Origin of the sequence: Hydrogenophaga sp., assembly GCF_018780075.1 — a bacterium.
GTDB lineage: Bacteria > Pseudomonadota > Gammaproteobacteria > Burkholderiales > Burkholderiaceae_C > Hydrogenophaga.
This window is the reverse complement of the sequence record NZ_JADMKB010000003.1, coordinates 279,133-304,740: the sequence shown is the minus strand read 5'-3', so window position 1 is coordinate 304,740 and position 25,608 is coordinate 279,133. Positions and strand designations below refer to the sequence as shown.

The following is a 25,608-nucleotide window of genomic DNA, read 5'->3' as shown; positions in this document are numbered from 1 at the left end:
AGATCAAGCAAGTGGGAAAAATCAATTATCTTAGATTTCTAAGAAAAAACAAGCAGTCGCGCATCTCCCCTAAAAAGGGGTGCACAGATGCTGTTCTGCTTTCTTCATCTCATCAACCTCACTTACGGAGACAAACCATGAAACGACGAATCCTTGCAGCACTTGCCATGAGCGCGCTCCTTGCATCTGGTGCCGTGCTGGCACAGGCTGGCGATTACCCCAACCGTCCAGTCAAGTTCATCGTGCCTTATGCACCGGGCGGCCTGCCAGACACGGTGGCGCGTGTCATTGCCCAAAAGCTTTCCGAGCGCATGAAGCAGGGCTTCGTGGTCGAGAACAAGCCGGGGGGCAACGGTATCGTCTCGGTTCAGACCCTGAACGCGTTGCCTGCCGATGGTTACAGCTTCATCGTTTCCGATGGCTCCATGCTTTCGATCACACCGCAGATCAACAAGGCCGCCAAGTACGCGGTCGGACAGGACCTTCAGGCCGTATCGCTGATTGCACGCTCGCCCTTGTTCCTGGTGGCGCACCCCAAGACCGGCGTCAAGACTTTCCAGGAGTTCGTCGCGCGCGTTAAAAAGGAGCCTGGTGCCTTCACCTATGGGTCGTCGGGGATCGGAAGCACGCACCACCTCACGATGGAAGCTATGAAGGCGGATCTCGGTTTGTCTCTGGTTCACGTCCCCTTCCGCGGTTCGAGTCAGTCTGTGCCGGCATTGGTCGGTGGACAGGTGGACGTCTTGTTTGCCGCGTTGCCGTCCATGCAGGGCTTTGTGAAAAGCGGTCAAGTTGTTTTGCTGGCCAGCAACGCGGCCAAGCGCTCGGCGTCCGTGCCCGATGTGCCATCGATCAATGAAACGATCCCAGGCTTTGACTTTTCGGTCAGCGTAGGGGTGCTTGCCCGCACCGGCACGCCGTCAGAGATTTCCAAGAGGATCTCCGATGAAATCGCTCAGATCGTGAAATTGCCGGACGTCGTCGAGAAGTTCCAGACCGCCGGTATCGAGTCCGTCGGTGCCAATGGCGACGCCTACCGCAAAGTCATTGAGCTGGAGAACCAAGCCATGGCAAAGGCGGGCAAACACGCGGAACTCAAAGCCGAGTGATGTTTCAAGATGCCATGCCTTCTATGGCACTTTGGATCGCTTGCTTTGGCGCCGTGGTGCTCGGGGGCGTGGTCAAGGGAACCCTTGGGGTGGGTTTGCCGCTCGTCGTGGTTCCCTTGCTGTCGCTACTTCTGCCAGCGCCCAAAGCGATGGGGCTGCTCGTCATGCCAGTTCTGCTCTCCAACCTATGGCAGTCCATAGAGGGACAGAAACTGCGTGAGGGATTTCAGCGCTTCGGTGGGTTGCTGGTTGGTCAGTTTGTCGCGACGATTGCTGCGATCCACTTCACCAGGAACCTCTCTGTGCAGGGTTTCAACATGTTGTTGGCGCTGGTCGTGATGGCGGCGGTGGGAATGATGCTGCTCGGGACATCATTCAACATTGATCGTCAGAAGGAGCGCTGGATGGGGCCGTTGGTAGGTGTGATTGCCGGCGCGATGGCCGGCGTTTCCTCCCTCACCGGTCCGATACTGATCACTTATCTCCTGGCTCTCAGGCTTCGTCGGGAAGAGTTTGTTGGTTCCATCAGCATCATCTACCTGATTGGTGCAGTACCAATGTATGGCGCCATGCTGTTGTATGGGCGGTTCGGTTTTTCGGAGGTCGGACTGTCTTGTCTTGCGTTGATCCCCATGTTTGTCGGTTTGCAAATCGGTAGGACGATCCGTCATCGACTGAGCGACAAAGTATTTCGGCATCTATTGCTGAGTTTGTTGGTGGCGCTGTCTTTGCTGCTCCTGATGAAATAAGCCGCAATGTGTGCGGCAGTACCACGTAAGGCTGAAGAAGAAACCAGGCGACAGGAGAGCTCAATGGATGCATCAATCAGTTGGAGTGATGGCTATCTTCTCGGATTCAATCCGATGGACCAAGTACACCAAGAGTTTGTTGAATTTGTGGCCGCTTTGCAGCAAGCCGCAGATTCTGACTTGGAGAGAGTGTTGGGGGTTTTGCTTCAACACTGCCAGGCGCACTTTGAACAGGAAGATCGCTGGATGCTTGAAAGCGATTTTCCTGCCAGTGAGTGCCATATTAACGAACATGCAGCCGTCCTGAAGTCCATTCATGAGGTCAAGCAGCAGTTGGCCATCGGCAATGTGGCCGTTTGTCGGCAATTGGGGAATGAGCTTGCTGCATGGTTTCCAGGGCACGCAGATTACCTGGACTCCGCCTTGGCGCATTGGATGTGCAAGCGAACCTTGGGTGGAAAACCCGTCATCTTGCGGCGCAACATCAAAAGCACCGAGCTTCCCATCGATTCTGTTTGAGTTAACTGGATTTATTTTCTGATGAATACCTTTGAAGAACAAGTTCGCGAAGATGTCGAGCGCGCATTGAGGGAAGACGTGGGTACGGGTGACCTGACGGCCGCTTTGGTGCCCGCAGATCGCCACGCCCAAGCCACCATCATTTGCCGAGAGTCCGCTGTGATCTGCGGGCGCCCTTGGGTTACCGAGGTCTTGAGACAGATTGCGCCAGATTCACGGGCGACGTGGTTCCTGAGCGACGGTGATCGCTGTGAGGCTGGCCAGAAAATTGTCGAAATCGAAGGTAAGGCGCGCGAGTTGCTGACGGCTGAGCGCACATGCCTCAACTGGATGCAAACACTCAGCGCTGTGGCGACGAAGACAGCGGCCTATGTCAAGGCGGTCGAGGGAACTGCAGCGTGCGTTCTGGATACGAGGAAAACCATTCCTGGTCTGCGTGCCGCGGAAAAGTACGCCGTGCGCTGTGGCGGAGGAAAAAACCACAGGATGGGCCTCTTTGATGCGATCTTGATCAAGGAAAACCATATTGCAGCAGCAGGAAGCCTGACCGCTGCCTTCAAGGCCGCACAGGAAACAAAGTCCCCTATCGCATTCATCCAGGTCGAGGTGGAGACCATCCGTCAATTGGAGGAGGCTCTGGCCGCAGGAGTGACGATGGTGTTGTTGGACAACATGTCCCTGCCTGATATCAGGGCGGCGGTGAAGGTGGCCGGAGGTCGTTGCAGCCTTGAAGTTTCAGGAGGGGTCACGTATGAAAATTTGCGTGATTATGCTGAAACAGGCGTGGACCGGATTTCTGTTGGAGCATTGATTAAGGATGTTAAGGCCGTTGATTTTTCAATGAGATTTCAAGAGAGGCCTGTCGAGTGATTTTATTGTGGTTCCATTTTTGATTTTCTATTGGCATGTTTGGCGGCTTTTCGTGATTGACGGATTTTGAGTGCTGAAAAAGACCATTTGGTAATTAATTTAATTGTAGTCGAGTCTTCTTCGTAAGAGCTTCCATCGATATGGCTGGAATGAAAACTGTTTTGGTGTTCGATGATCTTCGGGTTTTTGTTGTGGCAGCAAAACTTGGCAGCCTTTCCAAGGCGGCCGAGTACCTTGAGATTGCACAACCGGCTTTGAGCAGACGTCTTAAGAGATTGGAGCTTCGAATCGGGGCTGAGCTTATGACGCGTAGCGCGAGGGGGGTTTTTCTGACCAATCATGGAAGCAGGCTTTTCTCTCAGGTTCATAGGTTGGTCGATGGCGTCACAGAGGTTGAGCGGAATTTTGCGCTGCAAGTGGGTTTGCAGGCAAGTGATCATAGGTCTTGATTTCATCTTCGATCTCTTTACCCGTAGGCTGCCTTTTTCTGAAATGGTCGGGTGAGTTAGGGAAGGTCTGCACAACTCCGGTACTCCTGGCTCGATGTGAGACAGTGACGGTATGAAGCAAATGAGCTTGGGCGAGAGCGGATTCGAGCGCAAGACCAAGCGGACGCGCAAGCGCGAGTTCCTCGACGAGATGAACCTGGTGGTGCCCTGGGCCGAGCTGGTTTCTCTGATCTCTCCGCACGCCCCGGCAGTCGGCACCAAGGGCGGACGCCCGCCGTTTGCCGTCCAGACCATGCTGCGCATTCACTTTCTGCAGCAGTGGTTCAACCTCTCGGACCCGGCGATGGAGGAAGCCCTGTACGACACGCCGATGTTTCGCGAGTTTGCAGGCCTGGATGTCGGCGAAGACAACCTGCCCGACGAGAGCACCATCCTTCGGTTCCGCCACCAGCTCGAAGCCCACAACCTGAGCCTTCAGATCCTGGCCACCGTCAACGCCACGCTGGCGGCCAAAGGCCTGCTCTTGAAGAGCGGGACAGTGGTCGATGCCACGCTGATCGCAGCGCCGAGTTCGACCAAGAACAGCAGCGGCGAACGAGACCCCGAGATGCACCAGACCAAGAAGGGCAACCAGTGGCACTTCGGCATGAAGGCGCACATTGGGGTCGATGCGGACTCGGGCCTGGTGCACACGGTGGTGGGTACGGCGGCCAACGTCAATGACGTGACGCAGGCGCATGCGCTGGTGCATGGAGAAGAAACAGACGTCTTTGCCGACGCGGGCTACCAGGGTGTCGGCAAGCGCGATGAAGCGCAGGACATCGGGGTCAACTGGCACGTTGCGATGCGACCGGGCAAGCGCAAAGTGCTGGACAAGAGCACGCCGATGGGTGCGATCCTGGACAAGCTGGAGCAGGCCAAGGCCCGCATCCGGGCCAAGGTCGAACACCCGTTTCGGGTGGTCAAACGACAGTTCGGGCATGTGAAGGTTCGCTACCGCGGGCTGCTCAAGAACACGGCGCAGCTGCACACGCTGTTTGCACTGTCCAACCTGTGGATGGTGCGACGCACGTTGCTGCAGGAAATGCGGGGATGAGTGCGTCTGCAGGTGGCCAGAGGGCCGGAAACGAGGCCAAATAGCCTCTCAAACCGACCTCGCAAGCCGGAAACCGGCGCCAGCCGAAATCGAGTGCATCAACTCACGCTGCGGCGGGTGTTGTGCAGACCTTCCCTAGCCTATTGTCCCAGCAAGGCCTTATCGTGACAGAGCCTCCTTCCCTCTGAATCGATTGAGTCAGATGTCTTGGCCCGGGCGCGATCAAATCCTCTTGGGCGCGAGAACGGTGCCGGCACATTCCCCAAACCCGATGCGCCGTGCTTCGTTGCGTTCGCACCAGGCGCGAAAGACGACAGTGTCCCCGTCTTCCAAGTAGGTTCGCTTCTCGTCAGATGGCAGTGAGATCGGGTCACGCCCGCCAAAGGTGCGCTCGATGAGCGACCCTGCCTGGGTGATCGCTGGGCCGGACAGTGTGCCGGAACCGAGAAGGTCGCCCGGGGCCAGATTGCAGCCTCCGATGGTGTGGTGGGCGACGAGTTGGGCCGGGGTCCAGTACGCAGCCTCCACAAAGCTGGAGCGCGACAGGCGTTCGGGCCCCAAACCGGAGTAAGCCATTTTTTTTGTCTGTAGCAAGACTTCCAGCTGGATGTCGATCAAGCCGTTGGCGCTGTTTTCTGCGGCGTCCAGGTAGGGCAGGGGATCAACATCGCCCGCAGGGCGTCGGTATGGGGAACGAAACGGTGCGAGTGCTTCCAGTGTCACAACCCAGGGGGCTAGGGTGCTGCCGAAGTTCTTCGACAGGAACGGCCCCAGCGGCTGGTACTCCCAAGGCTGGATGTCGCGCGCCGACCAGTCGTTGAAGAGCGCCACCCCGAACAGATGGCTTTCGGCGTTTTCGATGGGGATGCCTTCGCCGCGAGGATTCCCCGTCCCGACCAGGAAACCGAGTTCCAGTTCGTAGTCCACCCGCTCGCTTGGTCCGAAGTCGGGTACTTCGGCGAGCCCTTTGCGTTGTCCGAGCGGGCGGTAAATGGGTTCTCCGCTGACGACCACGGAGGAACTGCGGCCGTGGTATCCGATCGGGACCCATTTGTAGTTGGGTAGCAATGGTGCGTCAGGCCGAAAGAGCCGTCCCACGGCGGTGGCGTGGTGGATGCCGATGTAGAAATCGGTGTAGTCGCCAATGGCAGCGGGCAGTGCATGCTCCACTGCGTGTTGCCCGACCAGACATCCTTCCACACGTCCGCGCTCGGCGGCGCCATCGCGCAAGATGCGCGACAAGGCCAGGCGCAGCGCCGACCAGGCAGACGGCCCCATGGCCATGAACTCGTTGAGCTGCTCACGGGATGCCGCGATGGCGGCCTCTCTGGCCGCGCCGTCGAGGACGCCGCTGGCTACCGTTGCGGCTAAGTCAAGGATCTGGTCGCCGATCGCCACACCACCGCGGAAACGCTCGCCGGAACCGCGCCGACGAAAGACCCCGAATGGCAGGTTCTGGATGGGGAAGTCCGTGTGCTCGGCGTTGGCGGAGGCCACCCAACTGCGAAGGCCCAGTGCGTGGGTTTCATTCACCGCTGTCATGCCTGTGCCGGGTTGAAGTGCTTCTTCAAACCTTGCCAGCAGTGGAAATAGTCGTGCTGCAGCTGGGCTGTTTCCATAGCGAAGTTGGCCGGCCTGAACGCCTGGTTTGACTCGAACATGAACGCCATGGTCTCGGTCAGGTAGTCGGGGCGCGTGGTGTCCGCGGTGCTGGCTTTGGCAAAGGTTTCAGCGTCCGGACCGTGCGCGCTCATGCAGTTGTGCAAGGATGCTCCGCCTGGCACGAAGCCGTCGGCCTTTGCATCGTAGGCGCCGTGGATCAGCCCCATGAACTCACTGGCGATGTTGCGGTGGTACCAGGGCGGCCTGAAGGTGTCCTGGGCCACGAGGACGCGTGGCGGGAAGATCACGAAGTCGATGGTGTCAACGCCGGGTGTGTCGCTGATGGACTGCAGTACGAGGAAGATGGACGGGTCCGGGTGGTCGTAGCTGATCGATCCGATGGTGTTGAAGCGTCGCAGATCGTATTTGTAAGGGGCATGGTTGCCGTGCCAGGCGACCACGTCCAGCGGGCTGTGCCCGATGCGCGCGCTCCACAGGCTGTCCTGGAAGCGGGTGACCAGCTCGAAGTCGCCCTCCCGGTCCTCGTAGGCGGCAACGGGGGTGGAGAAGTCTCTCGGGTTGGCCAAGCCGTTGGAGCCGATGACCCCCAGGTCAGGCAGTTTCAACGCGGCGCCAAAGTTCTCGCAAACGTAGCCGCGAGCCTGGGGGTCCATGATCCGGACCTGGAACCGCACGCCCCGGGGGATCACAGCGATCTCCTGCGGTTCGATTTGCAGGCACCCCATTTCCGTCGCCAGTTCGAGGCGTCCCTGCTGGGGCACGATGAGCAACTCTGCGTCGGCATCGGAGAAGAACCGCGTTTCCATCGACCGGTTGGCGGCGTATACGTGGACGGCACAGGCCGAATTCACGGCCATGGTGGTCATGCCATCGATGAAATCCGTCGGCTGCGTGGGCAAGGGCAGCGGGTCCCAGCGCAGTTGATTGGGCGTTGCCGGCTCTGCCTCGGAGCGGTTGATCCATCTGCCGGAGCTGATGGGGGCGAAAGGCTGGTGCAGCGTCGACGGCCGGATGCGGTACAGCCAGGCGCGGCGGTTGGCATGGCGTGGCGCCGTGAACGCCGTGCCTGAGAGCTGCTCGGCGTAAAGACCGTATGGAGCCTTCTGCGGCGAGTTGCGACCTTTCGGCAGGGCGCCGGGGAGGGCCTCGGTCGCGAATTCGTTGCACATACCCGTTTGGTATGCCAGTGACGAGTCAAGCATGTTGATCCCTTGTGAATGCAAAAGGGCCGGTATCTGACGAGCAGCAACCGGCCCAGGTGGGCGTTATTCCGCGCGCGTTCCAGTCTCTTTGATGATCTTTGACCACTTCGCCATGTCTTCGTTCATCAGTGCTTTCAACGCAGCGGGCGTGGACGGGGTGGGTTCGAGGCCCTGGGCGTCCAGCGAGGCTTTGACCCCTGGATCGCGCAAGGCGCGGCGAGCCGCTTCCTCGATCTTCGCTACCACGTCACTCGGGGTGCCTGCCGGTGCGACCAGGCCAATCCAGACTTCGCTCTTGAAGTCTTTGAACCCTGAGCTCGCCATGGTAGGTACGTCTGGCAGGTAGGGCGCCGGGCGATCCCCGGTAACGGCCAGCGCGCGCAGCGACCCGGATTTGATGTGGGGAAGTACCGAGTTGGCAACGCCGAAGAGCGCTTGAATTTGCCCTCCGATCAGATCCGTCACCACCGGCAGTGCGCCTTTGTACGGTACGTGAACCATGTCGATGCCTGCCGTGCTCTTGAACAGTTCGCCCGTCAAGTGATGCGGTGTGCCGACGCCTGCGGAGCCATAGGACAGTTTGCCGGGCTGGGCTTTGGCCAAGGCGACGAGTTCCTGGGGGGACTTGGCGGCTACGCCGGGATTGACCACCAGGACGAAGGGCACACGACCCAATTGGGTGACCGGGACAAATTCCTTGACGGGGTCATAGCCCGCGCGCCCATCCGGATAGAGGTGTGGATTGGTGACGAAGTTGTTGGCGACGACGAGCAGCGTGTAGCCGTCAGGCGCCGCCTTCGCGGCCAGTTTCGTGCCGAGGTTGCCGCCGGCGCCTGGTCGGTTTTCGACGATGACGGGTTGCTTCCAGTACTCGCTGAGCTTCTGGCCCACCGTTCGAGCCAGAACGTCGTTGCTCCCGCCCGCGGTGAAGGGCACCACGATCGTGACGGTCTTGTTGGGATACCCGTCGGCGTGAGCAGGCAGAGTGAAGTTCAAGCCCAGGAGGGCGAGCGTGGCGACCTGGGTGCCACGGGAAAGCGATCTGAGAATGTTCATGCTGATGTCTCCATGTGTACTTTTTGACGGGAAAGGGGGCGTCGAACTATCCAGCGCCGCGAACGGTGTCTACCAGTTGACCTGGAGAGGTCACTTGGTTGCCTCGCCATGCGACGTGGCCATCTGGCCGGACCAGAACCAGGGGCATTTCATAGGCCGCAGCCACACTGGGCTCGTCAATGCATTCAATCTGGAAGGGCACCTTCCTGGCCGCGAAGGCCTGGGCGAGAGTGTCCGCATCGCCTTGCAGGCGCTGGTCGGTGCACACGAGCACGAAGGCGTGCCCGAAGAGATCGAGCGTCGAGCGGCCATCGCCGAGCCAGACGTGCGGCGCGCGCGAGCCAGGCCGCGTCGTCGGGATGTACGTCGAGTACTCGTCCGGTGTCGGCGGCGTGCCGTCCGGTACGCAGATGGGGGAATCCTCGTAGCGGTGGCCGAGTTGGAGGCCCAGGGACTCCCATTCGACGCGGGTCGATTCGCGCAGGCGACGGCCCAGGTCCTGGCGCACCTTCTCCCCCTCGGGCGTCAGATCGCAAACCGCAGCCGGACTGGGCGTGTCCTGCCATGCCCTGAAGTTCTGCGTGGAGAAGCCGATGTTGCGTCGCGCGACCGGCCGGCGCTCTTCTTCGTAGCTGCGCAGCAGGGCAGGGCCGCCCCAGCCCTTGATGAGCCCTTCGAGCTTCCAACCAAGGTCCAGCACCTCCTGCGCGCCGGTGTTCATGCCCATGCCGCCTGTGGGCGACATCGTATGCGCGGAGTCGCCGACGAGCACCACGCGCCCCCGGTAGTAGTGATCGGCGAGCATCTCGCTGCGCCGCCATGGGATGGTGGAGTCCACCTTGAACGCCACGTCGTCGCGGCCGATCGCGCGCCGGACCCAGAAAGCGGGATCGAAATTTTTGAGATCCATCTTCTCTTCCGAACCCAGCACCGTCAGGCGCCAGATTTCGTTTCCGTCGACGACCGTCAGGTTGCCCCACGTCCCCTCGGGGCCGACGAAGAGATAGCGCTCGGCGGGCCCCATCTTGTGTTGGTCCACCAGGTCAGGGGCGTGGATCAGGACATTGACGGAGTAGCTGAGCAGCTTGCCTTCCATCTTGATGCCGACCTGTTCGCGGACGCTGCTGGTGGCACCGTCGCAACCCAGCAGATAGTCCGCACGGATGGTGACTTGCTCACCGGTGTCCACGTTGGTGACGACCGCGGTGACGCCCTGGTCATCCTGCTGCAGCGACTCGAAGCGATGCTTGAACAGCAGCTTGGCCTTCGATTCCGCGCGTCCCGCGTCGGTGAGGATGGGCTGCAACCACAACTGGGGGCAGCGCTGCTTTTTCTCGGGTGTCTCGGGCGGCGTCGGCGCGTCCCGCATGCTCGGGTACTTTTCCTGGTCGAGCAGGAGTCCGTTAAGCGACGTGCAGAAGACCATAGATAGTTCATAGTCGTCCGGGAAGCCGCAGTCGCGCACACGTTGAGCCAAGCCCCAGCGTCGGAACAACTCCATCGTGCGCATCGCGATGAGGCCGGTGCGCGGGTGCTCGATCGTCCCGTCGCCCTCATCCACGAGGATCGATTCGATCCCCCGCCAGCCCAGCTCGATGGCCATGGAAAGGCCCACCGGGCCTCCACCCACGATCAGCACGGGCGTCTTGATCACTGTCTCCATGAGTTCTCTACCTTTCTGTGTTTGACCTTGTTCAGTCCGGAGATGATCACTTGGTGTGGAATCTCTGTCCAATCGATATTGGAGAGAACTAGAATTCAAATCATGAATATCAAAACCTTCGACCTGAACCTGCTTCGGGTCTTCGCCGCCATCTACGCCGAGCGCAATGTGTCGAAGGCCGCCTATGCGATCGGCCTTTCACAGCCGGCCATGAGCAATGCGCTGATGCGACTGCGCAAGGCCTGTTCCGATACGCTGTTCATCCGGACCACGGGGGGCATGGAGCCGACGGCGCTCGCCGAAGAACTGATCGGACCGGTCCGTCAGGCGCTGTCCATCCTCCAGGCGTCGCTGGAGCATCCGCACGGCTTCGACCCGCGCGAGTCCGAGCGGACGTTCAGGATCCTCATGTCCGATGCGGGCGAGGGCATCGTCTTGCCTCGGCTGATACCGGCCGTGCTAAGGGATGCGCCCAACGTGCGCATCGAAACGCTGCGGCGCCCCAATGAGCTGTATGCGCAGTTGCTCCAGAGCGGGGAGGCGGACCTGGCCATTGGCAACCTGGCATTCCTGAAGGCGGGGTTCTACCAGCAGCGCCTGTTTGGCGATCCCTACTGTTGCCTGGCGAGAAAGAAGCACCCCTTCATTGGCGGCGACTTCACGCTGAAACAGTTTCTGGAGGCGCAGCACGTCTCGGTCGCCACGGGCAACGCGGACGAACGGGTGGAGCGCGCGCTCGCGAAGATGCGCGCCAAGCGCAAGGTCATCCTGAGCGTGACCCATTACCACGTCGCGGCAGAAGTTGTGGCGCGGTCCAATCTGGTCGTGACCGTTCCGCGCAACGCGGCCCGCAATGCACCGGGTGTGCAGGTGTTGCCGGTGCCGTTGAAGATCCCCGTGGCGGACGTGCGCCAGTTCTGGCACAGGCGCGCGCACAAGAACCCCGCGAACCAGTGGCTGCGAGCCATGCTGGCGAAACAGGTGTTCGAGTAGACGCAGCGCGTCGGCGTGCCGCTTCAGCCCGGGGCGCGCTGGCCCATGTACCGGGCCCGAGGCCGCAGCATGGCGCCGGTCAGTCGCTGCTCCAGGGCATGGGCCATCCAGCCTGTGGTGCGCGCCAGGGTATGCAGCAAGGCGCCGCTTCCGTTGGGCAGTCCCATCGCCTTGCAAAGTATCACGAGCGATGCAAACACGTTCGGATGCTGACCGGCCTGGCGCGCACCAGCCACCAGTGCGCGCATCTTCGGGGTGTCCGGGCTCTGTGCGGTCAGACGGTCCACGATGTCCAGCAGCACCACCGAGCGGGGATCCTCTCCCTCGTACAAGGGGTGGTTGAAGCAAGGCAGTTCGTTGCTCATGAACCCCGAGGCCGCTGCCCGCTTCAGGGCATCTTCGGGCTCCAGTCTTGATGGCAGGGCGTCGATGAGGGCCTCCACCTCCACGGCGCCACCGACCTGCATCGCTCCGGACTGGGTCAGTATGGCCGTGGCGACGCAGGCGTGCAGGTCCGCCCCCGTCGAGGCGCAGATCCGAGCCGCGAATGTCGGCGCCGAGAGTTCGTGCTCGGCGGACATGACGAGCGCTGCATCAATGGCCTGTACGGCATCTGGCATTTTCTTCAGACCGAGACCCCGTGCGATGCACTGCGCCAGGAACTCGCCTTCATGAGGCGCCGAATACCGCGATCCGGGCCCGAAAACGCCGGCGGTGCCGACCAATGTCTGCAGCAGGCGCCGGCACGTTGCCGGGCCGGCGGTCTGCATGTCCTCTTCTGCCTGTTCGAATGCCGACAGCGAGGTGGTCAGCATCGACAGGAGCCTGAGCGGCGTGATGTGTTCGGCCGAATGCAGCGCGAGCCTGACGAGGGATTCGGGCTGCCGGGTTTCCTGCGGAATGGGCCAGGGTACATCACGCGTGCGTGGCAGGCCCGTCCAGATGAGCTCGCTGGCGAACTCGAACGACCTTCCATCGCGCACCAGGTCGCGCGCGAGCACGCCCCGGTAGCGCGGTCCATGAGGGGTGATCTCGCTGATCCACGTTTGCGCGATCGGCTCCCCGTAGCGCAGGGCGTGTGACACCTTCGGCCCGCCCGAGCGCGCAACGGACCGGCTCCTGAGTTTCTCGACATCGGCCTTGCGATAGAGCTTGGCTTTCACGCCGGCGCGCTGCATCGTCTTGATCAGCCCGCGGCTGACGTAGGTGTAGAGCGTTTCCCGGCGCACGCCGAGGATCGACATCGCTTCGGCGCTGTCGACGTAGCCGACGTCGTTGATCTGACGCTGGGGGCGTGCGCCATCGTGGAGTTTTTGCGCTGACATAGGGTTCTCCCGGGAAGATATGTCGATTCTCACATCGATCTATACATCGATCAATGTATTGCCTAACATCATGGCACGCATTCAGCGCAATCTTCAATGCAATCTTGAAAGGATGACCACGATGGAAGTCGCCGAGCAACAACTCCTGGACCTGCGCCCCAAGTTCAAGGAAACCCGCAAGAAGCTGCTCAGCGCCCGGCACCTGCCGGGCGAGGTGTACAGCTCACCCGAGATCTACGACATGGAGAAGCAGCAAATCTTCATGAAGTACTGGCTCTCCGTGGGGCGTGTCGAAGAGATACCCAATGTCGGCGACTACTACACCTTCCAGGTGATGAAGGAATCGATCGTGGTATCCCGTCCGGCGCCCGATCAGGTCGTCGCCTACATGAACCAGTGCCTGCACCGAGGCGTCGAGGTGGCCGTCGGCCGCGGCAATGCCAAGGAGTTCAGCTGCCCCTACCACGCCTGGCTGTACGACGTGAGCGGCAAACTGACGGTCGCGCCCGGCATGAAGGCCTCGGAGGTCGACCTGAAGAACTGCAGCCTGCGGCAGTTGCATGTCAAGATCTGGCGCGGCTGGATTTTCGTCAACTTCAGCGACGAGCCGATGTCGTTCGACGACTACATCAAGCCTTTCGAAGAGCCGCTCTGGTGGTTCCAGACCGACCGGTGCCAGTTGGCGCAGAAGGTCGAGATCGACGTCAAGTGCAACTGGAAATTCCTGGTCGAAAACCTGATCGACATCTATCACGTCGGCGTCATCCACAAGGGGACCTTTGGCGGTTTCGTCAAGGGCGAACAGGTCCGCTTCAACCTCCTGGAGAACGGCGGCTGGCATACCCAGTACGAAGCGCGACCGCACTCGAAGTCCGGCGAACAGGTGTTCCCGACGCTGCCCTGGGCGCAGGACAAGCCCAGCGGCATTGCATGCAAGGCGGGCATCTACCCCAACCTGAACCTGTCGATGCGGGCCGACAGCGTGCGCATGTGGCACATCTGGCCCATCTCGCCCACCGAGACCCGGGTCATCTGCTACCTGCTGTTCCCCGAGGGCGCCTTCTCGATTCCGAACTACGACGAGGAGATGGAGAAGTATGTGGGCTTCGTGCGCCAGATCATCGCCGAGGACGCGGTGATGGTGGAGGGCATGCAGAACACCGCGGGTTCGAAGTTCTTCAAACCCGGGCCTATGTCGCCGCTGGAGGAGGCGCTCTACCACATGGAGAACCACTACATCGACGTGATGACGTCCGAGGCGGCATGAGCACAGGAAAGTCTGGAGCGACCATGGAACACGAATGGATCAAGGTCGGCAACGTCGCCGATATCGACGAAGACGACACACATTCGGTCGAGATCGACGGCAAGCAGGTGTGCCTTTACAACCTTGGCGGGGAGATCTTCGCCACGGATGGAACCTGCACGCACGGAGACGCTGACCTTTCGCTGGGCATGGTGGTCGATTCCTGCCTCATCGAGTGCCCTTTGCACGAGGGGACGTTCGACATCCGCAGCGGCCGTGCGGTGGACGCGCCCTGCACCGAGCCGCTGCATTGCTATCCGGTCAAGGTCGAGCAGGGGGTTATCTTCCTGCGCCCCGTCCACTGAGCATGGGCACGGAGAACACAGTGATGGATGTCGTCATCGTGGGAGCCGGCCAGGCCGGCGCTTGGGTCGCGCGGTCGCTGCGGCAGGAGGGGCATGAAGGGCGCATCACGCTCCTGGGCCGGGAGCCACACGCGCCGTACGAGCGGCCCCCTTTGTCCAAAGGGGTGCTTAGTGGGGCGGAAGCGCACCCACCGGTGCTGCTGACCCCGCAGCAATGCGAAGCGCTGCGCGTGGACTTCCGGCCCGGTGTCGAGGTGACGGGCATCGACCGCGCCGGCCGCCAGGTCCGGTGCGCGGATGGCTCGGTGGCTGCCTACGGCAAGCTCGTGCTGGCCACGGGCGGGCGCCCGCGGATGCTGTCGTGCCCCGGCGTGGACCTGCCCGGCGTCCATGTCTTGCGCACGATCGAAGATTCCCGGGCCATTGCCAGCAAGCTGGTGCCCGGCCATCGGCTGCTGGTCATCGGGGGCGGCTGGATCGGGCTGGAGATCGCGGCGACGGCGAGGAAGCAGCAAGTAGATGTCACCGTGCTCGAGGCAGGGCCGCGCCTGTGCGCGCGGTCGGTGCCGCCGCAGCTGTCGGATTTCCTCCTCGCGAAACACCGCAAGGAGGGCGTAGACGTGCGGCTCTCGACGACCGTGACCTCGATTGGTGCGGGCCGCGAGCGCGCGCTGGCCGTGCAACTGTCCGGCGTGGCGCAGGAGTTCGATGCGGTGGTGGTCGGGATCGGGCTGGTGCTCGATACCGGCCTGGCCGAGGCTTGCGGACTGGAGGTCCGTGACGGCATCGTCGTGGACCCGAGCGGCCGGAGCTCCGACCCCGACATCTACGCGGTCGGCGACGTGGCCAACCAGCCCAATTCCTGGGCGGGGGGGCGTCTGCGCTTCGAGTCGTGGGCCAACGCCCAGAACCAAGCCATCGCCGTGGGTAAGGCGATCGCCGGCGGGGAGGTGGTCTACGACGAGATCCCCTGGTTCTGGTCCGACCAGTACGACCTCAACCTGCAGGTGCTGGGCATTCCCTCCAACGACCTCGCGGGCATCGTGCGCGGTTCGGTAGACCAGGGGGCGTTTTCTGTGTTCCAGGTGGCCGAGGACGGCCTGCGCAGCGTCATCGCCGTGAATGCGCCCCGGGACATCAAGGTCGCCAAGCGCTGGCTGAAGCAAGGCACCTGCCCGCCGCCGTCTGTCTTGGCCGACGTCTCGGTGCGCCTAGATAAACTTTGATGCGTCTGCAGACGGAGGCTGACGTGAATCACCAGCGGCTGGAGCAGGCCAAGCGTCTGGGTGCAGACATTATGTTTTCGCCTACTGATATAGATCCCGTGGAGGCCATCCTGGAGCTCATTGCCGGAGTTGGTGTGGACTGCTGCCTTGAGACTTCGGGAGCTGCCTCTGCGCGTAGCGCTGCCATTCGCGCCACAAAGACCTGGGGTACTGCCTGTTTCGTTGGCGAGGGCGGCGAGGTGAAGATCAACGTCAGCCCGGAGCTGCTGCGCAAGCAGATGACCGTCATTGGCTCCTGGACCTTCTCGATCACGGGGCAATCAGAGTGTGCCTGTTTTGTTGCTTCCAAAGGGATTGACGTCGGTCAGGTCTATACGCATCGGTGGTCGCCTGACCAAGCCGAAGAGGCATTTCGGTTGTTCGACCGAGGCGTAGGAGGCAAGGGCGTATTCCTCCTCTAGGGAACCTTACATGGTCGCCCCTGACTTATTCAGAACCGAGCGCCGACAGGGCGCTGGACTGAGCCGGCGAGTGCGCGAGTGAGCAAAGTACCCAACCCGTTTTGCCAGTTCGGCGACACGCCCGCCACCATGCACAGGCGCAAATAAAGCTGAAGCAAAGACCAAAGTCATTGGTCAGGCCAAGCTCACGGACCAGGCATTGCTGTGCTTTGCAACCTACAACCCGATGCGCATGGGCAGCATAGGCGGCTGGTGGGACGCGCATCATGCATAAGCCGTGGGGTACATGCGCCCGGAATGGGCGAAACAGGCTGCAATAGGCATCGAAATCGCTTCGCTGAATTATCCGAGCTACTGGTTTGTTCGAGCTCGGCGGCTTCGAAAATAGTTATACGAAAAGGTAATGAAACCGGCGCAGCAGAGCTTACGGCAATAGCCACGGACAACTAGAGTGGAGCTTGAAGTCCCCTTGAATCCCCGAGTCAATCAGAAGTAGAGGTTGGGGGACTGAGGGAATTCTCTACCTCCGGGTGGTTCAGGTTTTCAAGGGGACTTCACATGCTTGTTGCATTTTCCATCCTCGTGGTTTTTGGGTCTCGTCATTCTGCATTCAGGAGCCCCGTAAGCCGCGACGAGCTGCACGAATGACGTGGCGTGTGTGTAGAGCGAGTCCAAGCGTCGCCAATTCGGGATCTTTCCGACCAAGGATCTTTTCTGCTAGAGGTAAGAATTCGCGCTCTTCCAGTCTAGCATGTGCCGTGTATTGAGTCACGAGCCGTTGAACAGCCGTGTCATCGATTTCGATGAGGTGCCCTTTGGCAAGTTTCACAAGCTTCGGTTCTATACGACTCCACTGGGATTCGATCTCGCGGTGCTCTGCTATAAGTCCGTCGATCATCATCTGCACGACGGACTGCTCCTCGCCAGGCTTTGCATTGGCAAGGACTGCAGGAAATAGATCTCTTTCTTCTTCTGCGTGATGATCAAATACAGCGACTCTGAAAAATGTGACGGTATCGTCGGCAATCTTGCGAGCACTTGTTGCAGCTTTAACAAGGTCAGTGATTTGTCCAAATTCATTAAGATGTGAAATAATTCCTTCATGACAGTTGGAAAAATTGTCAAGGGGTGAATCGTTGTTCGATTTTATGATTTCGGTCATATTGATAGCCTCATGTAGTCATTGCGGGAAACGCAAATATTGCCTCTAGTACTACGGCACTTTCAGTCCTCAACAAAAGCCTCTTCGCGCTTTTTCTTGACCGAGGGCATCAGCACCACCGCCAACAGGATCGCCGCGACGACCAGCAGGCTGGCGGACAGCGGACGGGTGACGAACACCGACCAGTCGCCACGCGAGATCAACAGTGCACGGCGCAGGTACTCTTCCATCATCGGACCCAGGATCAGGCCCAGCAGCAGCGGCGCAGGTTCACAACCGAGCTTGATGAAGCCATAACCGATCAGGCCGAACAGCGCCACCATCCAGATGTCGAAGCTGTTGTTGTTGGTCGAGTACACGCCGATCGCACAGAACAGCACGATGGCCGGGAACAGCCACTTGTAGGGCACGGTCAGCAGCTTGATCCAGATGCCGATCAGCGGCAGGTTCAGCATGATCAGCATCGCATTGCCGATCCACATCGAGGCGATCAGGCCCCAGAACAGCTCGGGGTTGCTGGTCATGACCTGCGGACCGGGCTGGATGTTGTGGATGGTCATGGCACCGACCATCAGCGCCATCACGGCGTTGGGCGGGATGCCCAGCGTCAGCAGCGGGATGAAGGATGTTTGCGAACCAGCGTTGTTGGCCGACTCGGGGGCTGCCACGCCACGGATGTTGCCCTGACCGAAGGGCACTTCGCCCGGCTTGAGTTTGGTCTTTTTCTCGATGGTGTAGGCCGTGAAGGCTGACAGCAGCGCACCGCCGCCGGGCAGGATGCCAAGCGCCGAACCCAGCGCGGTGCCGCGCAGCACGGCGGGAATCATGTTCTTGAAGTCTTCAGCGGTGGGCATGATGCCGTTGACCTTGCCGGTGAACACTTCGCGCTTCTCGTCCGGGTGCGACAGGTTCTGGATGATTTCACCGTAGCCGAACACCCCCATGGCGATGGCCAGGAAGCTGATGCCGTCGGTCAGTTCCGGGATGTCGAAGCTGTAGCGCGCGACGCCGGAGTTCACGTCGGTGCCGACCAGGCCGAGCAGCAGGCCCAGAACGATCATGGCCAGGGCCTTGAGCAGTGAGCCGGAAGCCAACACCACGGCACCGATCAGGCCGACAATCATCAACGAGAAGTATTCGGCTGGACCAAACTCCAGTGCGAGTTCGGTCAGCGGCGCCGCGAAGCCCGCGAGGATCAGCGTGCCGACGCAACCCGCGAAGAACGAACCCAGACCAGCGGCAGCCAGGGCGGGGCCTGCCCTGCCCTTGCGTGCCATCTGGTAGCCGTCGATCACCGTCACGACCGACGAGGATTCTCCCGGCAGGTTGACGAGGATGGCGGTGGTGGAGCCGCCGTACTGGGCCCCGTAGTAAATGCCGGCCAGCATGATGAGCGCAGCCACGGGCGGCAGGCCGTAGGTGGCCGGCAGCAGCATGGCGATGGTGGCCAGCGGGCCGATGCCGGGCAGCACCCCGATCAGCGTGCCCAGCAAGCAGCCGATGAAGGCGTAGACGAGGTTCTGCAGGGTGAAGGCAACGCCGAAGCCGAGCGCGAGGTTGTTGATCAGATCCATGTGCTTGTCTCCTCGTGTTCAGTTCGCGAGGAACCAGGGCAGGACCGGAAACTGCAGGTTCAGCAGTTTCACGAAAGCGAGGTAGCTGCCCGCGGCCAGGATGGCGGCCAGGATCAGCGACTCCTTGAACTTCGCGCCTTCGCGGGCGTAGCCGGCCATGATGACCAGGCCGAAGATCGCCACGATCAGGCCGAAGGCCGGCAGGCCGAAGGCGGGAATGCCCACCAGCAGTGCACCGAACAGCAGGTTGGCTCCGAGGATGAACACCAGCGGACGCCAAGCGAGCGCGCCGATCTTGTCGCCACCGGGCGGGCCGGATTTGAACGCGTTGAAGGTGACCAGAACCCCGAGCAAGACCAGGATCAGGCCGAGCATGAAGGGAAAGTAGCCGGGGCCCATGCGGGCGGCATTGCCGATTTCATAGTCCACAGCACCCCAGGCGAACGAGCCGCCCACGGCCATGAACATGAGTCCGGACACAAAATCTTTCTGGCTGGCGAACGCCACAGTACGTCTCCAATTATAGTTAGATTGCTAATAATATTGTTTTGGGAGTGACTTGTCGAGTTGAATTTCCAGTAAAGACCTCCGTGGAGTGGCTTGCAAAGTCACCTGATGGAAAGGCGTGGTTGAGCCTCACGCGAGCGACATTGCGTCACCAGCTGAAGACTGAGAAATTGCTGTGAACGAGGTGCTGGACTTCAGGCGTCAAGTACCAGGCAGCCCGAGCGGCAAGATGAGACACAGATCATCATGGACTTGTTGGCCGCGCGTTCCTGTTTGGACAACAGTTGGTCGCGGTGATCGACATCACCAGAGATAACCCTGGTTTCGCACGCTCCGCACACGCCTTCGCGGCAACTGTGGTCGGGGTTGAGTCCGGCCTCGATGAGCGCGTCGAGCAGAGGTATGCCGGGTGGCACCTGGACCGTGCGGCCACTCCTGCGCAGTTCTACCGTGTAGCCACTTGCAGGTGTCGCTGGGGGGGCCGTCGTGGTAGCAGCAAAGCGCTCTAGGTGGACGTTGTGCTGTCCCAAACGCTCGCAAGCGCGTTCGTAGGCATCGAGCATGGGCCCGGGGCCGCAGCAATAAAAGTGTGCGTCCGGTGGATGGCCGGCGAGCAAGCGTTCAAGGTCTGGCGGTCCGCCTTGCTCGCCGTCGAAATGGCATCGCAGCGAAAGCCGGGTGTCACTTGCACTGGCAATTGCCTCGATTTCGGCCAGAAAGGCCGCCTCGGAACGGCTTCGCGCGCAATAGACGAGGTGCGCCTCGCGCCCTAGCGTCGCGAGGCGTTGCAGCATGGCGTAGATCGGTGTAATGCCAATGCCACCGGCCAGTAGCACGCTGTGTCGCGCGTCCTCGTCCAGTCGGAAGTGGTTGCGCGGCCCGCCGAGGGTGATCACCTGCCCAACGCGAAGCTGTTCGTGCACGAAGCGTGACCCGCCCCGGCTGCGTCTGTCGTTGAGCACCGCCACAACGTAGCGATGTGTGTCCCCCGGGTTGATTAAGGAATAGCTGCGAATCAGACCGTTGCCTAGGTGCAGGTCCACATGCGCGCCGGCGGCGGCAACGGGAAATGCAGATGCTGGCGTGGTGGGTCGTAGTTCGACACTGATAATGCCCGAGGCTTCGTGGCGCATCTGGAAGACGAGCGCCTGCAGAGTAGTTGTGGCCATGACTTACATGATGTGCAGGCCGCCATCCACCATCAGCGTGGTGCCGGTGATGAACGAGGCCTCGCCGGACGCGAGCCAGAGGATGGGCCAAGCGATCTCGGCGGGGTCGGCCCAGCGGCCGACCAGTGAGGTGTCTTTGCGCTCGGTCCTGAGCTGATCGGCACTCTTGCCGGCACTGCTCGCTCGGCCAAGGTGGAAGTCAGTCAACGTCGAACCGGGGCAGATGGCATTGGCGCGGACTCCGCACGGTGCCTCTTCGAAGGCCAGCGTGCGCGTATAGGCCAACTGCGCTGCCTTGGTCGCGTCGTACAGCGCCATGCCCTTGCGGCCAGTGACTGCATAGCACGAGGAGACGTTGACGATGCTGCCGATGCCGGAGTGCCGCAGCGCTGGCAACGCAGCGCGGCAGTAGTTGGACATACCCACCAAGTTGACATTGACCATGGCCTGCCATTCGGCGGGAGTGGCATCTGCGGCTGCGCTGTAATTGCGCATAGCGGCGTTGTTGACCAGGATGTCCAGCCCGCCCCAGAGCGCGATGCACTGAGCTACCGCCGCGAGGGCTGCGGCCTCGTCTGCCACATCGGCCGCCACGCACGCTAGTCGTGCGTCGGGCTGCGTTTTTTCGATCAATGCGCGCGTGCTCTCCAGCGCTTGCGTGTTCGCATCCACCATCAGTACAGCCGCACCTTCGCGGCTGAAAATCGCGGCGGCGGCCGCACCGATGCCAGCGCCAGCGCCGGTGATCAGTGCGGTGCGCCCCGCCAGTCGGGAAGTGTTCATCTCAGCTCACTCCGCTTTGGCGCCCGTGCTCTTGATGATTTTGCCCCAGCGCCCAATCTCAGTGCCAATCCAGTCACTGAACTCCTTGGGGCTGCTGGCGACGATCTCGAACTCCATCTCATGCAACCGCTTCTGTGTTTCGGGTGACTTCAGGATGCGAACTATCTCTTCGTTGTAACGATTGATGATTCCCGGTGGCGTGGCCGGCGGCGCGAGGAAGCCGATCCATGAAGTGGCCTCGAAGTCCTTGAGTCCCGACTCGGCGAGCGTTGGAACATCCGGCGTGCTCGGGAATCGCTTTTGGCCAGTGGAGGCCAGCAGCTTGAGACGGCCTTCCTTCACGAACCCCTGCACGTTGCCGGGTACGAAAAAGCCCGCCTGTACGTTGCCTGCGATCAGATCGGTGACAGCAGGACCAGCGCCGCGATAGGGAATGTGCGTCATGTGGAAGCCGGCCGCAGACTTCATCATCTCCATGGTCAGGTGCGAAGCACTGCCCATGGCCACGGAGCCGTAGGAAAACCGGGCAGGTTCAGCCTTGACCTTGGCGATGAAGTCTTTCACGTTGGTGAAGCCTGCCGCAGGATTTGCCACCAGGTACTGAGGCGATTTGACTGCCAGCGTGATAGGTGCCAAGTCCTTGGTCGGGTCGTAAGGCATCTTGTCAAACAGCGTCACGTTGATCGCCAGTGGTCCGTTGTAGCCCACCAGCAGCGTATGGCCATCTGGCGCAGCGCGCGAGACTTCTAGGGCACCGATGTTGCCGCCCGCGCCGGGTTTGTTCTCCACCACGAAGGGTTGACCGAAAGCCTTCTGCAACTCCGGGGCGATCAGACGGGCCAACACGTCGTTGGTGCTACCGACGATGGGTACGACGATGCGTACAGGCTTGCTGGGACGCCAGTTTGGCGTGCCCTGAGCCCAGGCGGAAGAGGTCGTCGCAGTGGCGATCAGTGTTGCGGCGAGCATCCTGCGGATGAATGTCATGGGTTGTCTCCTTGTTGTCGTAGGGATGGCAATAGATGTCTTCAAAGGCTGAAGACCGGCTTGCTAGTGGCATCGGCTAGGTTCTGGCGAGCCCATTCGACGGGGTCCTGGTTTCGGGGCAGGAGCACGCCGGCAGGACGCACGTGTTGCTCGCTGGCGTTCAGCGCTGGCGGTGTGTCGCCTTGCTCTAAGCCCAATGCGGCTTCGTGCAGCATGCGCCGCGCCATCACGATGGCCTTGTCGGTTGGCAACAGCATTTCCGCTTCATGGTCCTGGATGGGGCCCATGCTTTCCTGTAACGAGTAGTCCTGGGCCGCGAAGCCGAAGATGCCGCTATAGGAACGTTTGTCCTTTTGGGCCTGGCGATCCATGCCGTAGTCGTTGTCGCGGCTGAATTTCGGGATATAGCTGCCCGGTGCCTCGTATTCGACGTGGATGCCTTTGCCGGCCTCCATCGCGGTGCGCTCCTCGGCCGTGAGCGGTCGATCAGGCTGCCAGTTGATGCTCCAGGCCCAGCAGTTGTGGTCGTCGATCGGCACCCAAACATGGCCTCCCAGCGCGTGGTTGCCAAATGGCGCGATCAGTGTGAACCAGGGGAACAACCACTGCGTGATGCGCCAGTAGTAGGAGTCGGGCTCGCCCAGCCGACGGCCGAACAGGCTCAGTCCGAAGGGCTGCTTTTCGATCTCGAAGCTCACATTGCCGTCGGCCTTGATGTAGTCCAGCGCCTTGACGCCCTGGTGCATGGGGTCGCCGTCCACCTCGAAGCTGTGCACATATGACACGTGCGCGGTGTCGATGCCGCCTTCCATAGCTTGGAGATAGTTCGAATACTGCAGCCGTTTGGACACAAACACATGCTCGGGTGGCAACGTGCACCACTCAAGTTCAGGCGCTGCAGGCTGTTGGTCGGCCGGACCCATGTAGGTCCAAACGATGCCGCCGCGCTCAATGCAGGGGTAGCCCTTGATGTGCATCCGGGCGCAAGCCTGGGGCGATGACGGCACGTCCACGCACTGGCCCATGCCATCGAACTTGACGCCGTGATAGGCGCAGCGAATGCCGTTTTCCTCGTTGCGGCCGAAGTACAGCGACACACCGCGGTGGGAGCAGAACTCGCTGATCAAGCAGGCCTTGCCGTCGGAGTTGCGGAACGCGAGCAGCTTTTCGCCCAGCAGTTGCACGCGTACCTGCGGGCTATCCGACTCGGCGATCTCGTTCGACATCAGCGCTGGCACCCAGTAGCGGCGCAGCAGGTTGCCCATGCGCGTGCCGGGACCGACGCGGGTAAGCGTTTCAGACATTTCCTTGTTCATTTGGGGTCTCCTATTGGTGTACGTCAGATGAGACGCCTGTCCATTATCTGGATCGTTTGATTCATGTCAAAGAAAACGGACAAGATGTCCGCCTGATGGACGTATTTCGTACAATCACCACCTACCAGCACAAAGTAGTCGGGACGATCATGAGTAACGAAAGCACCGTCAGTTGGGCTCCAGCAGAGAAATCGGGGGAGGGGGTGCGCTCGGTGGATCGCGCGCTTGACATCCTGCTGGCCTTTCGGGCGGGCGACCGGCAACTGAGCGCAAGCGAACTTTTGCGGCGTGTCGACTTGAGCCGGCCCACCCTTTATCGTCTGCTGAAGACCCTGGAGTTGCGTGGCTTCATAGTGGCTGCGGGCGAGCCGCAGCGCTTCCAACTCGGACCCTCGGTGGCACACCTAGCCCACGTCTGGACCTCAGGCTTAGACTTGGCGGAGTTGTCGCAGCCCATGATGCGCCGCCTGTGGGAGCAGACTGGCGAGACCGTTGCGCTGCTGGTTCACCATGGCCGGGAGCGGGTCTGCGTGGCGGAAATTCCCAGTCCGCAGCCGCTAAGCTTCAAGCGTGGAGTGGGACACAGTGAGAGTGTGATCCTGGGTGCGAGCGGGCGAGCGATCCTAGCCTTTGTAAAGGACGCGGCCAGCTACCTCGACGGTAAAGTGCCGCCCGATCAGCAGCCGGCATACCTTGAAGGACTGGTTCGTATCCGAGAGGCTGGCTACGCCATCAGTCGAGACGAGCTTATCAAGGGCGCGGTGGCCATGGCAGTGCCGTTTAGTACCGCCGCAGGCAAGGTGATTGGGTCCCTTGCAGTCTATGGCCCGAGCGCGCGCTTGGATGACGTGCGCGTGCGGCAGATCGTGGCGTTGTTGCTTGATGCTTCACGCGAACTCTCGGCGAAAGCTGGTGCGGTGACCAGTTGAATTTGCCATAGTGGCGCCGGTTCGTGTGGTGGATAACACCCAATGTTTCGATGCGAAAGCACGATGCTCAATGGGGTCGTAACCGCCAATCAACCTTGATCAATACCGCTGTTCCCAACTGACGGTCCAATTTCAGGGAGACCTGACTGCCGCGCGCCGATGCTGCGAGCTTCTTCCCTAGCCAAGGCTCGACTACCGAGTTCCATGGAGTGCCTGGCTTACGAAGGCGTCACTGAAAAATCGTTGTTCCGGCAAGCCCCGCTGCTCGATACAGGCGCGCCGTAGTGCTGCCACCATGGCCGGAGCACCGCAGGCGTAAACGTCATGACCGCTCAGGTCGGCCTCATCCGAGAGTACAGCTTCGTGAACAAGGCCGGTACGGCCTCGCCACAATACGTCATTGCCGACTTCGCTGACGACCGGTACGTAGCGCAGATCGCGTAGCTGGCCCTGCTGCCACCGGGCGATAGTCTCTTGGGCATAGAGGCCTTCGGGCAGGCGCGACCCCCAGTACAGCGTCAGTGGGCGCCAGATCTTGCGGCGCACCATGTGGTCAATGATCGATTTGAGCGGGGCAAATCCGGTACCGCCCGCCACCATGACCAAGGGGCGCTCGCTGTCCTCGCGCAGCCAGAAATCGCCATGTGGCAATTCGAGCTGCAAGAAGTCGCCAGGTTTGAGGCCGGGCAAGACGTCCATGCTGAAGTGGCCACCGGGCACATGACGGATATGCAACTGCACGCCATCACTCTCATGCGGCGCATTGGCCATGGAGTAAGAGCGGCGCTGGCCATCGGGCAGGACTACCTGCAGGTACTGACCGGCCAGGAACTTCGCACGCATGCCGGCGGCAAAGCGCAGTTGCAGCACGGTCACGTCGCTGGCCGCCTGCGTCACGCGGAATACCTTGGCTTGCAGGGTCTTGCGCGCATCCGGGTCGATGCGCTGCCAACTACGCGGCCGGATCAGCAAGTCGCTGGCAGCCTGTGCATGGCAGAACAGATGCTCGTTGGGCGCGTGAATGCCGGCCTCGGCACTTCCGCCTGCGGTGCTTGGCACCAGTTGGCCTTCGAGCACCAGACCGCGGCAATTGCCGCATACGCCCTTGCGACACGAATAAGGCAGTTCAATACCGTTTCGTGTGGCGGCATCGAGAACAGTCTCGCCGTGCTCGCAGGAGAAGGCGACTTCGCTGCCTTCGATCTTGATCTGATTCGTCATTGAATGGT

Annotated in this window: 25 protein-coding genes and 1 pseudogene; 13 read left to right on the top strand and 13 right to left on the bottom strand. The window is 61.0% G+C overall.

Annotated elements, in window-relative coordinates:
* Window positions 1-137 precede the first annotated feature (137 nt).
* The 6 genes from IV088_RS01655 (at window position 138) to IV088_RS01630 (ending at window position 4,792) form a co-directional block, all read left to right on the top strand.
* Window positions 138-1,109, top strand: coding sequence for a tripartite tricarboxylate transporter substrate binding protein (locus tag IV088_RS01655; protein ID WP_291096971.1), 972 nt, complete (start codon window positions 138-140; stop codon window positions 1,107-1,109).
* Window positions 1,109-1,858: a TSUP family transporter gene (locus IV088_RS01650; protein WP_291096969.1), complete on the top strand. Its 750-nt coding sequence runs from the start codon at window positions 1,109-1,111 to the stop codon at window positions 1,856-1,858. Before IV088_RS01655 ends, IV088_RS01650 begins: the two co-directional genes overlap by 1 nt.
* 63 nt (window positions 1,859-1,921) lie before the next feature.
* Window positions 1,922-2,377, top strand: coding sequence for a hemerythrin domain-containing protein (locus IV088_RS01645; RefSeq protein ID WP_291096967.1), 456 nt, complete (start codon window positions 1,922-1,924; stop codon window positions 2,375-2,377).
* A gap of 21 nt (window positions 2,378-2,398) precedes the next feature.
* Entirely contained in the window at window positions 2,399-3,247 is an 849-nt protein-coding gene (gene nadC, locus IV088_RS01640; RefSeq protein ID WP_291096965.1) for a carboxylating nicotinate-nucleotide diphosphorylase, read from the top strand.
* Between the two features lie 140 nt (window positions 3,248-3,387).
* The gene (locus IV088_RS26305; protein WP_367171554.1) at window positions 3,388-3,696 is read left to right on the top strand and encodes a LysR family transcriptional regulator; all 309 of its coding nucleotides are present in this window, start codon (window positions 3,388-3,390) and stop codon (window positions 3,694-3,696) included.
* A 112-nt stretch (window positions 3,697-3,808) separates the two neighbouring features.
* Window positions 3,809-4,792: an IS5 family transposase gene (locus tag IV088_RS01630; RefSeq protein ID WP_291096961.1), complete on the top strand. Its 984-nt coding sequence runs from the start codon at window positions 3,809-3,811 to the stop codon at window positions 4,790-4,792.
* Between the two features lie 222 nt (window positions 4,793-5,014).
* Here IV088_RS01630 and fahA read toward each other — a convergent pair whose 3' ends face one another.
* The 4 genes from fahA to IV088_RS01610 form a co-directional block, all read right to left on the bottom strand.
* A complete protein-coding gene (gene fahA, locus IV088_RS01625; RefSeq protein WP_291096959.1) occupies window positions 5,015-6,334 on the bottom strand; it encodes a fumarylacetoacetase in 1,320 nt (439 codons plus the stop codon).
* Window positions 6,331-7,617 carry a homogentisate 1,2-dioxygenase gene (gene hmgA, locus IV088_RS01620; RefSeq protein WP_291096957.1) on the bottom strand — a complete coding sequence of 429 codons (1,287 nt, stop codon included), beginning with the start codon at window positions 7,615-7,617 and terminating at the stop codon, window positions 6,331-6,333. The genes fahA and hmgA overlap by 4 nt, the downstream gene beginning before the upstream one ends.
* A 63-nt stretch (window positions 7,618-7,680) precedes the next feature.
* On the bottom strand, window positions 7,681-8,673 hold the full coding sequence (locus tag IV088_RS01615) for a tripartite tricarboxylate transporter substrate binding protein (protein ID WP_291096955.1): 993 nt from the start codon (window positions 8,671-8,673) through the stop codon (window positions 7,681-7,683).
* Window positions 8,674-8,719: 46 nt separating this feature from the next.
* On the bottom strand, window positions 8,720-10,336 hold the full coding sequence (locus tag IV088_RS01610; RefSeq protein WP_291096953.1) for an FAD-dependent oxidoreductase: 1,617 nt from the start codon (window positions 10,334-10,336) through the stop codon (window positions 8,720-8,722).
* A gap of 102 nt (window positions 10,337-10,438) precedes the next feature.
* On the opposite strand from IV088_RS01610, the gene IV088_RS01605 reads away from it, so the two are divergent.
* On the top strand, window positions 10,439-11,329 hold the full coding sequence (locus tag IV088_RS01605) for a LysR family transcriptional regulator (protein ID WP_291096951.1): 891 nt from the start codon (window positions 10,439-10,441) through the stop codon (window positions 11,327-11,329).
* 23 nt (window positions 11,330-11,352) lie between these two features.
* Here the strand turns inward: IV088_RS01605 and IV088_RS01600 are convergent, their stop codons facing one another.
* Window positions 11,353-12,654 carry a citrate synthase gene (locus IV088_RS01600; RefSeq protein ID WP_291096949.1) on the bottom strand — a complete coding sequence of 434 codons (1,302 nt, stop codon included), beginning with the start codon at window positions 12,652-12,654 and terminating at the stop codon, window positions 11,353-11,355.
* Window positions 12,655-12,766: 112 nt separating this feature from the next.
* On the opposite strand from IV088_RS01600, the gene IV088_RS01595 reads away from it, so the two are divergent.
* The 5 genes and pseudogenes from IV088_RS01595 to IV088_RS01575 all read left to right on the top strand — a co-directional run.
* A complete protein-coding gene (locus tag IV088_RS01595; protein ID WP_291096946.1) occupies window positions 12,767-13,921 on the top strand; it encodes an aromatic ring-hydroxylating dioxygenase subunit alpha in 1,155 nt (384 codons plus the stop codon).
* Between the two features lie 23 nt (window positions 13,922-13,944).
* Window positions 13,945-14,265, top strand: a complete 321-nt coding sequence (locus IV088_RS01590; RefSeq protein WP_291096944.1) for a non-heme iron oxygenase ferredoxin subunit — start codon at window positions 13,945-13,947, stop codon at window positions 14,263-14,265.
* A 23-nt stretch (window positions 14,266-14,288) separates the two neighbouring features.
* A complete protein-coding gene (locus IV088_RS01585; RefSeq protein WP_291096942.1) occupies window positions 14,289-15,491 on the top strand; it encodes an FAD-dependent oxidoreductase in 1,203 nt (400 codons plus the stop codon).
* Window positions 15,491-15,952, top strand: coding sequence for a zinc-binding dehydrogenase (locus tag IV088_RS01580; RefSeq protein WP_291096940.1), 462 nt, complete (start codon window positions 15,491-15,493; stop codon window positions 15,950-15,952). Before IV088_RS01585 ends, IV088_RS01580 begins: the two co-directional genes overlap by 1 nt.
* Window positions 15,953-16,106: 154 nt before the next feature.
* Window positions 16,107-16,226: pseudogene (locus IV088_RS01575) on the top strand (IS5/IS1182 family transposase); the annotation flags it as partial.
* Window positions 16,227-16,562: 336 nt separating this feature from the next.
* Here IV088_RS01575 and IV088_RS01570 read toward each other — a convergent pair.
* The 7 genes from IV088_RS01570 to IV088_RS01540 form a co-directional block, all read right to left on the bottom strand.
* A complete protein-coding gene (locus IV088_RS01570; RefSeq protein ID WP_291096938.1) occupies window positions 16,563-17,114 on the bottom strand; it encodes a hemerythrin domain-containing protein in 552 nt (183 codons plus the stop codon).
* A gap of 62 nt (window positions 17,115-17,176) precedes the next feature.
* Window positions 17,177-18,688, bottom strand: coding sequence for a tripartite tricarboxylate transporter permease (locus tag IV088_RS01565; protein WP_291096936.1), 1,512 nt, complete (start codon window positions 18,686-18,688; stop codon window positions 17,177-17,179).
* An 18-nt stretch (window positions 18,689-18,706) separates the two neighbouring features.
* Entirely contained in the window at window positions 18,707-19,195 is a 489-nt protein-coding gene (locus tag IV088_RS01560) for a tripartite tricarboxylate transporter TctB family protein (RefSeq protein ID WP_291096934.1), read from the bottom strand.
* A gap of 194 nt (window positions 19,196-19,389) precedes the next feature.
* Window positions 19,390-20,364, bottom strand: a complete 975-nt coding sequence (locus IV088_RS01555) for a PDR/VanB family oxidoreductase (RefSeq protein WP_291096932.1) — start codon at window positions 20,362-20,364, stop codon at window positions 19,390-19,392.
* A 3-nt stretch (window positions 20,365-20,367) separates the two neighbouring features.
* Complete coding sequence (locus tag IV088_RS01550; RefSeq protein ID WP_291096929.1) at window positions 20,368-21,147, bottom strand: SDR family oxidoreductase; 780 nt, start codon at window positions 21,145-21,147, stop codon at window positions 20,368-20,370.
* A 6-nt stretch (window positions 21,148-21,153) separates the two neighbouring features.
* Window positions 21,154-22,134 (bottom strand): tripartite tricarboxylate transporter substrate binding protein, encoded by a 981-nt coding sequence (locus IV088_RS01545; RefSeq protein ID WP_291096927.1) that lies wholly within the window; start codon window positions 22,132-22,134, stop codon window positions 21,154-21,156.
* A 41-nt stretch (window positions 22,135-22,175) separates the two neighbouring features.
* Window positions 22,176-23,450: an aromatic ring-hydroxylating dioxygenase subunit alpha gene (locus IV088_RS01540; RefSeq protein ID WP_291096925.1), complete on the bottom strand. Its 1,275-nt coding sequence runs from the start codon at window positions 23,448-23,450 to the stop codon at window positions 22,176-22,178.
* Between the two features lie 56 nt (window positions 23,451-23,506).
* Here IV088_RS01540 and IV088_RS01535 point away from each other — a divergent pair, with 56 nt between their 5' ends.
* Window positions 23,507-24,379, top strand: coding sequence for an IclR family transcriptional regulator (locus IV088_RS01535; protein WP_291096923.1), 873 nt, complete (start codon window positions 23,507-23,509; stop codon window positions 24,377-24,379).
* A 192-nt stretch (window positions 24,380-24,571) separates the two neighbouring features.
* On the opposite strand, the gene IV088_RS01530 is transcribed toward IV088_RS01535, so the two are convergent.
* Entirely contained in the window at window positions 24,572-25,600 is a 1,029-nt protein-coding gene (locus tag IV088_RS01530; RefSeq protein ID WP_291096921.1) for a 2Fe-2S iron-sulfur cluster-binding protein, read from the bottom strand.
* Between the last annotated feature and the right edge of the window lie 8 nt (window positions 25,601-25,608).